Source organism: Glaciimonas sp. CA11.2, from assembly GCF_034314045.1.
Classification (GTDB): Bacteria; Pseudomonadota; Gammaproteobacteria; order Burkholderiales; family Burkholderiaceae_D; genus Glaciimonas.
This window is the reverse complement of sequence record NZ_JAVIWL010000001.1, coordinates 1,255,154-1,267,632: the sequence shown is the minus strand read 5'-3', so window position 1 is coordinate 1,267,632 and position 12,479 is coordinate 1,255,154. Positions and strand designations below refer to the sequence as shown.

Here is a 12,479-nt window from a genome sequence, read left to right as displayed (position 1 = left end):
GTCTAACCAAGACATTCGCAAGGAGAATATCGCATTATGCAATTCAAGAAATTGACCGATTTTTCACCCGTTCAGCTATCCGGGCAAAGCGTATTTATTCGCGCCGATCTAAACGTTCCGATTGATGATGCGGGCAATATAACGGACGACACCCGTATCCGCGCTGCGTTAGTGGGAATACGTTTCGCGGCAGAAGCTGGCGCTCGCGTGATGGTGACCTCGCATTTGGGACGGCCGACTGAGGGCGAACTAAAGCCCATCGAATCACTCGCGCGGGTGGCTGAGTCTCTGGGCAAGTATTTGGGCCAATCCGTCAGATTAGTGAAAAATTGGATTAGTGAAGAGTTTTCGGTAGCGGATGGCGAGATCGTTTTATTGGAAAACTGTCGCGGTAATGTTGGTGAGAAAAGCAACGGCGCAGCGTTGTCAAAAACCATGGCGGCACTCTGCGATATTTATGTCAATGATGCCTTCGGCACTTCGCACAGAGCCGAAGCCACCACAGAAGGCATGGCGCACCACGCCAAGATCGCCTGCGCCGGACCTTTGATGGCGGCAGAGTTGGATGCCCTGACCACTGCGCTGGCGAACGCCAAAAGGCCGCTCGTAGCAATTGTCGCCGGTTCAAAAGTTTCTACCAAACTGACGATTTTGGATGCGTTGGCTGAGAAGGTCGACCTGTTAATTGTCGGCGGCGGTATCGCTAATACTTTCCTTTTGGCGCAAGGTTCGGCAATTGGCAAGTCATTAGCGGAACCTGATCTGGTGGATGAAGCACGCTCCATCATCACCAAAATGCAGGCGCGAGGAGCGGCGGTGCCACTGCCAAGTGACGTGGTATGTGCTAAACGGTTTTCACCTGATGCGATTGCGACGATTAAGGCAATTGGAGATGTCGCGGAGGATGATCTGATTTTTGATATTGGCCCTGATAGTGCGGCCGCGTTGGCGAAGACGTTGCGGGGCGCTGGAACAATTGTGTGGAATGGGCCGGTTGGGGTGTTTGAATTTGCGGCGTTTTCGGACGGCACGAGAGTGGTGGCGGAGGCGATTGCGGCGTCGTCGGCTTATTCGATTGCTGGGGGTGGGGATACTGTTGCTGCGATTAATGCTTTTGGGATTGCAGATCGGATTGATTATATTTCTACTGCTGGTGGGGCGTTTTTGGAGTTTTTGGAGGGGAAGGAGTTGGCTGCTGTGGCGGTGCTTAATGAGAGGGGTGGTTGATTGATATGGCGTTAGGTGGATAGTGTTAGTCGACGGCTTTGGTTTATTGACACGGTTATTACTCCGTGGATGCTGGTCGGGCTACCCCCGACAAGCACCCACGGAGCAATAACCGCGTTAAGTAACAACGACCGATAAAAGAAACTACCAACCACCGATTAATTCTAAAAAAACCGAGATCGACAAAAATCACATCGAATTTTTCACACTAATTACCTAATTTCACCAAAACCCAGAAGGAGATCAACCATGTCCCTAGTATCCCTACGTCAGCTACTAGACCACGCCGCCGACCACCAATACGCCCTCCCAGCATTCAACGTCAACAACCTCGAACAAATCCTCGCCATCATGCAAGCCGCAGATGCCTGCGACAGCCCCGTCATCCTGCAAGCCTCCGCAGGTGCACGCAAATACGCCGGAGAAGCATTCCTCCGCAAAATGGTAGAAGCAGCCATCGAAACCTACCCCCATATTCCAATTTGCATGCATCAGGATCACGGAGGCAGTCCTGCCGTTTGTCAAACCTCTATTCGCTCCGGATTTTCTAGCGTAATGATGGACGGCTCATTGATGGACGACATGAAAACACCGTCAACTTATGACTACAACGTCCAGGTTACCCGTCAGGTCGTCGATTTTGCACACTACGTCGGCGTCTCGGTCGAAGGTGAACTGGGTTGTCTTGGATCACTCGAATCAGGCCAGGCTGGCGAGGAAGATGGCTCCGGCGCAGAAGGAATTCTGTCGCACGATCAACTGCTCACCGACCCATCCCAAGCCGCTGATTTTGTTCAGCGTACTGGCGTGGATGCCTTGGCGATTGCCATCGGGACCAGTCACGGAGCCTACAAATTTAGTCGCAAGCCAACCGGCGACATTCTGGCGATAAACCGCATCAAAGAAATTCACGCAAGGATTCCGAACACGCATCTCGTCATGCATGGTTCGTCCTCCGTCCCGCAAGAATGGCTAGACATTATCAGGCAGTATGGCGGCGACATGAAAGAGACCTACGGCGTCCCGGTTGAAGAGATCCTGCTTGGAATAAAGCATGGTGTACGCAAGGTTAACATCGACACCGATATTCGTCTGGCAATGACTGGCGCGATGCGTCGTAGCATGGCGCAACATCCGTCTGAATTTGATCCGCGCAAGTTTTTTAAAGACGCGACGGCTGCCGCTAAGGATATTTGTAAAGTACGTTTTGAGGCATTCGGTTCAGCAGGGAAGGCCTCTACAATTAAAGTCGTTTCCCTTGATCGGATGGCACAACAATACGCTAAGAGCTAGCTTAATAAAGCGGTAAATTTATATTCGCAGGAACGCACAATAGGATTGTGTACCGACTATCCGCCATCGGGTAATGCTTTCGTATTACCCGACTCTTTCCATCTCTATGGTCCCTTCTGGGAATAGAAAACGTTTGTGCATCAGTTTCTCTATTTCGGTCGCCGATACTGGTCGCGAAATATAGTAGCCTTGTATCTCGTTACAGGACAGCGCCTGTAATATATTTAGTTGCTCAAGCGTCTCTACACCTTCAGCGACGACACGCATGTTGAGTACGTGCGCCATGGAAATGATCGCCATGAAAAATACTTCGCCTTCCTTGCTTTTGCCTAGTTTGGCGGTAAAAGCCCGGTCGACTTTTAAAATATCAAGATCCAGGCGCTGTAACTGGGACAGTGACGAATAGCCAGTACCAAAATCATCAAGTAGGAGTTTTACACCCAATGATTTGAGCGCTGCCAATTGTGTAAAAATCGCCAGATCTTCGCCCATCATGCAAGACTCAGTCAGCTCGATTTCCACCATTGAAGGATCAATCCCGTACCGTTTCATATGCGATGCAAATATTGCATCAAAGTTGCCTTGATTGAATTGCGGCGATGAGACATTGATTGATACCGGCACCAAAGGAACGTTGTCTGCCTTCCAGCGGGATAACTGGGCGCAGGCTTTTTCGATGACCAGTTCTCCTAGTTTGACGATTAATCCGGTCTCTTCCGCCAAACGTATAAACTCGTCCGGCTGTACCAGTCCACGGGTTGGATGTTCCCAACGCACTAGTGCTTCCAAACTACGTAATTCGCCACTGGCGGTGTCCACGCGCGGTTGATAAAACAGCACAAACTCGTCGCTCTCAATAGCTGCACGCAGACCTTGTTCATTATTCAGTCTGACGACTAAATTTTGAGATAGTTGCGGGCGGAAAAACTGATAGCTTGCCTTACCATTTGCTTTGGCTGCATACATGGCAATATCGGCGTGTTTAATGAGTGTTTCAACGTCTTCGCCATCCTTCGGAAAGATACTGATCCCAATCGATGCGCATACGATATGGCTGCTTTGGCCCGCCAGCAAGAAGGGTTTTTTCAGCGCTGCAATGACCCGCTGACTGACACTTTCCACGGTGGCGGCATCTTCTGGACTTTCAATAATAATAGTGAACTCGTCACCGCCGAGACGCACCACGTTGTCGATCGGACGTATGACCGAGCGCAGCCGCGCTGCCGCAGCTTGCAATAATTCATCGCCCGCCGCGTGACCCATCGTGTCGTTAATGTTTTTGAAATCGTCCAGGTCGACGAACAGTAGGGCCAGCGAGGTCTGGCTGGTGCGTGCGCGGTCGATCGCCAGTGGCAAGAATCCCATCAGCCAGTGGCGATTGGGCAGGGCCGTCAGCGCATCCGAATTCGCCATGACTAATAGCGCTTGCTCATGCGCTTTGCTTTCGCTGATGTCGCGCAAAGTAAGTGCTAACCCTGTAGTTGAGCGCATCATTTTGCGATGCACCCACGTCATTTTCAGCGGGCTTCCCTCTGGAATTAAAAAATCATCTTCGTAAAAATTGGTTTTGATGGCCTCGACATAAGTCCGCATCAATTTTTCAAAGTACGAACGGTTGATATACAGTGTCGAGAGTTTTCGCCCCACCAGCTGATCTCTTGTTGTTTCGTATTGCGCGGCACCATACTCGTTGCAGTCAGCAATAATGAAATCTACAATTACTCCCCCACGGCGGCGTTGTGTGGCAAGCATAAAAAAGCCTTCATTACCACCTTTGCTAGAAATCCCATAAGCCTCACGTGCCTGGGTGAACTGATGCTTGCGCCAAGCCAGACGGCAAGTGAAAAAGACCGCAATCATGGCAAAAGTCAGCACACCAGCGATTCTTGCCAGCGCCAATGTTCGCTGCTCGCGTGATATCGCTTGTAGCGGAATGAGCAACTCATCTTCGGATAAACCTGCAACCGCTAATAGTGGATAGTTTTTAATCTTTTGCCACGCCACAATGCGTGATCGCCCATCTATAAATTGGTTATTGTCGACGAACCGGATACCGGTTGGGGTGGTGAAAGTCGGTGTAGCTTTAAATACGGTTGGATGCAAGCGTATGCTCTCGCCCATTCTTTTTGCCAACACAACGCCGTCTATCGTCCTAAGGGAAAGAAAGCCGTTTTTGCCAAGTGCAGCGTCGACTGTCGGGCTGTAAAAATAACTAGGTTCAACCGATACCATCACGATGCCATCAAAGACGCCATCCTTTGTATTGAGGCGACGAGAAAAGCGGATGACCATTTTTCCTGAGCCCGCGCCAATCGACGGTTTGGTGATGAGGAGTTCGTTGGTGTTTTTGTTTTGAAGTGTCAAAAAATAATCTCGTTGAGCGAGATTGACTGTTTTCCTTGGCAACGTAGTACTTATAATGTCGCCGTGCCGATCAGCGATTGTGACGTACAACATATCGGTGACGGGATAAAGTCCCGCCCGTGTTTGGTCCTCGAGTTTCAGCGTGCCAGCGCTGGTCTCCCAATAGTATTTCAGGCTACGAGTGATCTGGTCGATTTGTTCAAGTGGTCGGGCAACCTGTTCAGCATACGCGCCAGATAACAAGGCGACGTCCGCGGTACCGTTTTTAAGGAGTGTTTGCTTCTCCTTTTCGATATGCGAGGAAGTTAGGCTCCAAATGGCTACCGCGAGCAACAGGCCAATGATTGGCCAGAGCAGGATGGTGCGAAGTGCACCTCGGAGAAATCCGAGACTTGTTGCCATTCGGCTGAGGCGCCCTGAGAGTTGAATGATGGGCATTAAGTTACTTTTTTCAGGGGCAAGTTTTCTACTATTTGCATGGATGGATCGTTTTTGTTTGAAGTTTTAGCCGGAAACGTATTTTTAATAGTTTCATTTGGAAAAGATTATCACGCGCGGCATTTTTTTTCCGGAGAATTTGAGGTGAAATAACGTGGTTGAATCAATGTCTAAATCCATTTGGCGAAATAATAATCATATTTATTATTTTTATTAACTTTAAGTTAACTTGTGGGTGTTATGCGCTTAACGTTTTGTTGTTTTCGATGTGTAGGATTTGCATAAATAATGCGCGTGCGTATGTATAATTTGCAAGATTATAAGAGTTGATTTTCTATTCGTTTATTTTTAGGGCTGTATGAATATCGTAAAAAACGCAACTATTCTTCTGACGGGCGCAACCGGTTATATCGGTTCTCATACGTGGGTCGAGTTGCTCAAGGCTGGGCATGAGGTTATCGGCGTCGATAATTTGGTCAACAGCAGTCCGGTTGTGCTGGATCGTATCAAGACAATTACGGGACTAACACCCCGTTTCATTGAAGCGGATCTGTGCGACCGAAGCGCGACAGAGGGGCTATTCAATGGCAATCGGATTACTGCTGCCATTCATTTTGCTGCGCTTAAGTCGGTAGGTGAGTCGGTTGCCAAGCCGGTTGAGTATTATGCGAATAACTTAGGTGCTTTGCTCACTTTGTGTGGCGTCATGCAAAACGCCAATGTCGATCAATTTGTCTTCAGCTCGTCTGCGACGGTGTACGGCAATCCGGCCACAGTACCAATTCACGAAAACTTTCCTCTCTCGGCCACCAATCCGTACGGACAGACCAAGTTAATTGGAGAGCAAATACTGCGCGATCTGGCGCATGCCAACGCTGATTGGAAAGTTGCTTTTCTTCGGTATTTCAATCCCGTCGGTGCGCACGAAAGTGGATTAATTGGCGAAGACCCACGCGGGACGCCCAATAATCTGATGCCTTATATTGCTCGCGTTGCCGCTAAACGTTCGGCTAAATTGTCTGTATTTGGTTCCGACTATCCAACCATCGACGGTACAGGTGTACGCGATTATATCCATGTGGTTGATCTCGCTAAAGCGCATCTTGCGGCGCTGAATTATTTGCAGAAAAAAAGTGAGAGTTTTACGGTCAATATAGGTACTGGCTGCGGTTACAGCGTGCTCGAAGTCATCGCTGCCTATGAAAAAGCCAGCGGTCAAGCTGTGCCTTATGATTTGGTCCCGCGCCGCCCTGGCGATATCGCGTCGTGTTACGCCAATCCTGTACTGGCCGCCGAACTACTTGGGTGGCAAGCGGAGAAGGACTTGGCGGCAATGTGCGCCGATTCCTGGAAATGGCAGTCGTTTAACCCAAAGGGTTTTGAGGTGTAATCAGGATCGACGATCCTACGCGCTGCCTGATGATCGCGCCCTGTTTTGTTTGAAGATTACTGAAGGAAAGGGCTACCAGATTGGTAGCCCTTTTTACATTGGCGGTCGTATTCTTTCGCATTATTTAATCCATTTTTTTAAGGGATTTTTTTGCACCAGGAAATTACGTGTGGTTTATAGGTAATTTGTTGTGCACGGAGTCGTAAAAACATGGTTACGCAATATCGATTTGACGCTTTTTTACTCGCTTGGCGTAATGCCATTCAGTGTCTATTTATTGTCTGAGCTTTGGAAGGCTGCCGAAGTTGGAGTTGTGGCAATGCGGTTGATGCAGTGATATTTTTTTATGCGTGGATGAACCGATATTGTATGTAATTAGGTAGCATTTATCAAATAATAGGTGAAAAATATATAATTGAACCGATATTGACTCGGTATAATGGCTTTTTAGCGGTTCAAATACTCTATATGACAAAAGCTATTGATGTCCTGCGTCGCTCGAAAACTGATGAGATGGAAATGGATGAGATCGAGAGTGGCGTCGCTCTCGAAACGGGACTCTATCGCAGTGGGCGCGCCGCTCGTTTGGCTGGCTTATCGGTTGAGACATTGCGCGTGTGGGAGCGTCGCTATGGTGTATCGGCGCCGCAACGCTCCGCTCATGGGCAGCGCCTTTATTCTGGCGAGCAAGTTTATCGCCTCGGGCTGATAAGGCAGTTGGTGGAACAAGGGCATCCGATCAGTGCGGTTGCCGGCTTGACGGTTGACCGTTTGCAGAAGCTGGCCGAGCCTTTGGTCTCACTTGGCAATGCGCGTAAGGGTCCAATACGCGTGGTGCTGGTCGGTGAAGGGTTGGTCCGGCGAGTTACTAACGGCGGCCTTGCCAATCTGGCGTTAGATGTGGTGAATGTAGGAGCGCGTCTTGATGCCGTGTCGGAAACGCTACGCAATGTGAATGCTGACGTTCTGGTGATTGAGGCGCCAGAGCTGAACGAAGACGCTGTTTCATTGATTATTGAGATGCGTCAAGTTACCGGTGTGGCAGCGGTAGTGGTGGTGTATCGTTTTTGCGCGGCTCCCACGCTGCGTTCGTTGCGCGCCCAAGGTTATTTGGTTGCGCGCATGCCAGCTGATCTGACGGAAATTGTGCTCTTATGCGATACAGCATTGGCCGCGCAATCCGGGCATTCACGTCGTGTTGACGCCGCACCATGGCCCAATATATCCGTTTTGCCACGTCGGTTGGACGATCAAGCTTTGGCGACGCTTGTGGCTGCCGCGAATAGCGTTGCTTGTGAGTGTCCGCGTCATTTGGCAGAAATTTTGCTCATGTTGAATAGTTTTGAGCGTTACAGCCAGCAGTGTAGTGCGCTTAGTCCGGATGATGCTCTAGTGCACGATTCGCTAACGCTAGCCGTTTCCCAGGCGCGCGGTTTACTGGAGTCGGCGATGGAACGGCTTGCGCTTGCCGAAGGCTTGCCACTGCCAGCGGGGTTGCAGCGATAGGGGCTGATCCTGACCGGCAATCGCCATTACTCCCGTGGTGATGATCACGCTACAACCAGCGCTAAAACTGATTCTGAACGTTTCTTTTCGCCTCTTTTACCTTGCTTGAGGAATAGTCGCAATGCATCTCAAAGCGTCACGTCAGCTTAATCCGAAAAAATTGTTGCTCAGCAAATGGACAGCCACTTCACCAAGTAACAAGGAGAAGCACTTTCTGGTGACGCAAGTAGTTTCGCCTGAACCGCCAGCGGCCGAGATCGATCTCGTCGAAATGGAAGCAGTGCACTCAGGCCGACGCTTTTCTGTGCGTTGGCGTGAGCTGGCCGATAATTCTCAATGGCTTCAAGGTTGGCAATAAAACTGTCCGAGGTCGGACCGTTCACGCGGTCTACTTTTATCGAAAAAAATGTCGCACGTGAATTTTGAACATAACTGTGACTAATAGGCCTGGCAAATATGCTTAATAAATAAGCGGGACAAATAAACGCTCCGAGCTAATTCCACCGCATATTTCCAGTTATATCAATAAGGCCTCAATAGTGTCCAATCCGTTTTTGGAGTGGTTATGAAAATGCGCAAAAAATCCGACTTGCCAAGCAAGATATGCCTTGGATGTGCCTTGCCGTTTACCTGGCGTAAAAAATGGACCGCAGTGTGGAATGAGGTGAAATATTGTTCAGCACGATGCCGCAAGGCCAAACGTGATGGAGCTTAAATGCCGTTGACAACGGTCCCGCCCTAAAAGTCCTACCGCCACCATCGTATTGACGGAGATAAAGTGACCAAAAACCCTACCATCAGACTGGTCCTCGGTGACCAGCTTAATACGCTGCACAGTTGGTTCAAGCAACCGCGTGATGACGTCCATATTGTCATGATGGAGATGCGACAAGAGACCGATTACGTCCTGCATCACGCGCAAAAAATTATCGCTATCTTCGCTGCGATGCGGCACTTTGCGCGACTACTGACAGAAGCCGGACATCAGGTGCATTATCTGGCGATCGACGATCCCACAAACTTACAAACATTGCCCGGCAACCTCGACCGCCTGATTGCCCGCTATCGGGCTGGCGCAGTAGAGTATCAGGCGCCGGACGAATGGCGACTTGACCAGCAACTGGCCGACTACGCGCAACAGCAATCAATTCCTTGTCAGATGGTCGAGTCCGAACATTTCTATACGCGACGCGAAGAAGCTGCGGAGTTATTCGTTGGACGTAAAAAATGGCTGATGGAACATTTTTATCGCCAGATGCGGGTTAAACACGGCGTACTGATTGAGGCGGATAGTAAGCCCATCGGCGGTCAGTGGAATTATGATCACGATAACCGCAAATCGTGGCCAGGACTACCGTCCGAACCCGCAGATGGTCGAATCCGGCATGATCATTCGGCGCTATGGCAGACGATTGAAGCAGCTGGCGTAAAGAGTTTTGGTCGGCCCAATGCGGCGCAATTTGCGTGGCCGTTAAATCGGGATGAGGCGCTGCAACAGCTTGACGACTTTGTAGCCAATGCGCTCCCGCATTTCGGCCAATTTCAGGATGCAATGAGCAGCAAAGCATGGCGTTTATTTCATTCCATGCTGTCATTCGCGCTCAATACCAAGATGCTCGGCCCTGGCGAGGTAGTGGCAAAGGCTGAGGCTGCCTGGCGTGCTGAAAGCGTTCCAGTGGCCGCTGCCGAAGGTTTTATCCGGCAAATTTTGGGCTGGCGTGAATATGTGCGTGGCGTGTATTGGTCGCACATGCCACTGTATGCCGAGCACAATGTGTTCGCACATAATCGGCCGTTACCGACGTGGTTTTGGACCGGACAGACAAAAATGCGCTGCCTTTCAATTGCCATTAACCAGTCGCTGGAAGAAGCGCACGCCCATCATATTCAGCGGCTGATGGTGATCGGCAATTTTGCCTTGCTCGCCGGACTAGATCCCGGTGCGGTACACCGCTGGTACCTCGGCGTTTATATTGATGCGTTTGAATGGGTCGAGTTGCCGAATACGGTAGGCATGAGCCAGTTCGCCGACGGTGGCTTATTGGCGACGAAGCCGTACGTATCCAGTGCGGCCTATATCGACCGGATGAGCGATTATTGCAAAGGTTGTTATTACGACAAAAAACTTCGGTTGGGCGAACGTGCTTGTCCCTATAACGCACTCTATTGGGATTTTTTCGCACGCAACGAAAAACAACTCGGAACTAATCCGCGCCTTGGCATGGTGTATCAGCAATTGCGAAAAATGGAGAGCACGGCTTACAGCGCGATGCAGGCGCAGGCGTTCGGTTTGCGGGAGCGGTTGGATGGGCTTTAATGTTCGAATGAGAAGCGGTAATAGTTTCTTGCAGGATTTAATATTGTGACTCTCTGGCGGCGACTATGGAGCCTGTATCTGCCTAATTAATTAGCACATCTGTTGGTTTTGCGCAATTATTTCGATTGGAGGTAGTCCGTTTTTTGTCTCGTGGTTTTTTTGAGACGGATTCTCATCTAACATAATGTTGAACGTGTTAAATCTTGTAGAATGACAACAAAATGGCTTCTTTTCTTCAAATAGAGTACTAAAAACTGGATGTGCGCCGTACGCTGAGGTGGACATTTACCACTAGTGCGTGTGTAACACTAAGCCCTTTAGGCTTGCATCTCAGGTTGGCTCACTTCATGTATTTCTTGTCCAAAACCGCCTTTAAAAGGTGGGGTGTTGTTGGGTTAATATCCCTGTTAACTGCTTGCGCGTACGCTCCTGGCATGCGCATGGATAAACAGTCTGTAGCATTGCAAGAGCAAAATCAAAAGTCCGAATCGGTGGATTCTAGCGTTACGCCAGTCCTCAAAACGATCACACCGCAACTACTGCAAGCCGAGAAAATCGCGCGCGAACAACAAGCCAGCCAAGACATTAGCCAACTAGTAGCCAGCCCGAGTCCTTATTTAATCGGAAGCGGTGACGTTCTTTCTATCGTGGTCTGGGATCATCCAGAACTCTCTACGCCGGCGATGACCAGTGCGACCACCATCAGCACATCTGGCGCTACCGATGTGGGCGCTTCCAGCATTCCCGGCTTCGTGGTTGATCAGGACGGTTTGGTACAGTTTCCCTATGCGGGTCCGCTCAAGCTGGCTGGTTTGACCGAAGCGCAAGCGCGCACATTATTGACCAGACAACTAAAGAACTATCTCAAAAAGCCAGATCTTACGCTGCGTGTGCAGGCTTACCGCAGCAAGCGCATTTATATTGACGGTGAAGTCAAAATGCCGGGTATTCAGAGCATTAATGATCTACCGATGACGTTGATGGAGGCAGTCAGTCGTGCGGGCGGGTTTTTGCCAACGGGCGATCAAAGTCAGGTAGACGTCACCCGTGCGGGCAAAACCTACCGTGTAAATCTTCCACAGTTATTGCAAAAAGGGATCAACCCCGCGAATATTTTGTTGGCAAATGGAGATGTCGTGCGCGTGATTGCGCGTGAAGAAAGCAAAGTCTTCGTATTGGGTGAAGTGACCCGTCCAACAACACTGACTTTGCGCAACGGTCGTCTGACGCTCAATGAGGCGTTAGGCGATGCCGGTGGTCTCAATCAACTGAGCGCCGAAGGTCGTCAAGTCTACGTTGTGCGCAACACAACTGACATGCATCCAATTGTGTATAACCTCGACGCTCGCTCGCCGGTAGCGCTGGCGTTGGCAGAAAATTTCGAGCTCAAAGCCAAAGACGTCGTCTATGTCGATGCCTCGGCACTCGCCAACTGGGCACGCGTGATTGCTCTCCTCGTACCTAGCGCGCAATCGTTAACCAGTGCGGTTCAGGTAACCAAATGATTAATAACATCTTGGTTATTTGCATTGGCAACATCTGTCGCAGCCCTATCGCAGAGGGGTTGCTAAAGCACGCACTGCCTGACAAAACGGTGCGGTCAGCCGGTATCGGCGCAATGATCGGCTATCCGGCAGACCCATTTGCGATCCAACTCATGAAAGAGCACGGCGTCGACATTAGCGAACACCGTGCTCAAAGCTTGATGATGTGGATGGTGAATGAGGCTGACATCATCCTGACCATGGATGTAGAGCAAAAGCGCTTTATCGAACAGAAATATCCGACATCCAAGGGTAAGGTATTCCGTCTCGGCGAATTCGACAAATATGACATCCCCGATCCGTATCGACAGGATCTGGAAGTATTCCGCCAAACTTACAGTCTGATTGCCCAAGGCGTTGACGCGCTGGTCGAGCGCATCGTACACATCAATTAATAGAA

At 50.0% G+C, this 12,479-nt stretch carries 10 protein-coding genes; 9 read left to right on the top strand and 1 reads right to left on the bottom strand.

The genetic code is table 11. From position 1 onward, the window contains the following. The first annotated feature begins 33 nt into the window (after positions 1 to 33). Complete coding sequence (locus RGU75_RS05430; protein WP_322240269.1) at positions 34 to 1,227, top strand: phosphoglycerate kinase; 1,194 nt, start codon at positions 34 to 36, stop codon at positions 1,225 to 1,227. 249 nt (positions 1,228 to 1,476) lie between these two features. After that, entirely contained in the window at positions 1,477 to 2,520 is a 1,044-nt protein-coding gene (gene fba, locus RGU75_RS05425) for a class II fructose-bisphosphate aldolase (RefSeq protein WP_322233720.1), read from the top strand. An 84-nt stretch (positions 2,521 to 2,604) separates the two neighbouring features. Here fba and RGU75_RS05420 read toward each other — a convergent pair whose 3' ends face one another. After that, positions 2,605 to 5,286, bottom strand: a complete 2,682-nt coding sequence (locus tag RGU75_RS05420; RefSeq protein ID WP_322233718.1) for an EAL domain-containing protein — start codon at positions 5,284 to 5,286, stop codon at positions 2,605 to 2,607. Between the two features lie 394 nt (positions 5,287 to 5,680). Between RGU75_RS05420 and galE the strand changes: the two genes are divergently transcribed. The 7 genes from galE (at position 5,681) to RGU75_RS05385 (ending at position 12,474) form a co-directional block, all read left to right on the top strand. Beyond that, positions 5,681 to 6,712, top strand: a complete 1,032-nt coding sequence (gene galE / locus RGU75_RS05415; RefSeq protein WP_322233715.1) for a UDP-glucose 4-epimerase GalE — start codon at positions 5,681 to 5,683, stop codon at positions 6,710 to 6,712. Between the two features lie 468 nt (positions 6,713 to 7,180). Beyond that, complete coding sequence (locus RGU75_RS05410) at positions 7,181 to 8,218, top strand: MerR family transcriptional regulator (RefSeq protein ID WP_322233712.1); 1,038 nt, start codon at positions 7,181 to 7,183, stop codon at positions 8,216 to 8,218. A gap of 121 nt (positions 8,219 to 8,339) precedes the next feature. Continuing rightward, positions 8,340 to 8,576, top strand: coding sequence for a TIGR02450 family Trp-rich protein (locus tag RGU75_RS05405; protein WP_322233709.1), 237 nt, complete (start codon positions 8,340 to 8,342; stop codon positions 8,574 to 8,576). 207 nt (positions 8,577 to 8,783) lie between these two features. Further along, on the top strand, positions 8,784 to 8,933 hold the full coding sequence (locus RGU75_RS05400) for a DUF2256 domain-containing protein (protein WP_322233706.1): 150 nt from the start codon (positions 8,784 to 8,786) through the stop codon (positions 8,931 to 8,933). 63 nt (positions 8,934 to 8,996) lie between these two features. Continuing rightward, a complete protein-coding gene (locus RGU75_RS05395) occupies positions 8,997 to 10,535 on the top strand; it encodes a cryptochrome/photolyase family protein (RefSeq protein WP_322233704.1) in 1,539 nt (512 codons plus the stop codon). A 440-nt stretch (positions 10,536 to 10,975) separates the two neighbouring features. Continuing rightward, positions 10,976 to 12,040, top strand: a complete 1,065-nt coding sequence (locus RGU75_RS05390) for a polysaccharide biosynthesis/export family protein (RefSeq protein ID WP_322233701.1) — start codon at positions 10,976 to 10,978, stop codon at positions 12,038 to 12,040. Beyond that, positions 12,037 to 12,474 carry a low molecular weight protein-tyrosine-phosphatase gene (locus RGU75_RS05385; protein ID WP_322233699.1) on the top strand — a complete coding sequence of 146 codons (438 nt, stop codon included), beginning with the start codon at positions 12,037 to 12,039 and terminating at the stop codon, positions 12,472 to 12,474. Before RGU75_RS05390 ends, RGU75_RS05385 begins: the two co-directional genes overlap by 4 nt. Positions 12,475 to 12,479: the final 5 nt, after the last annotated feature.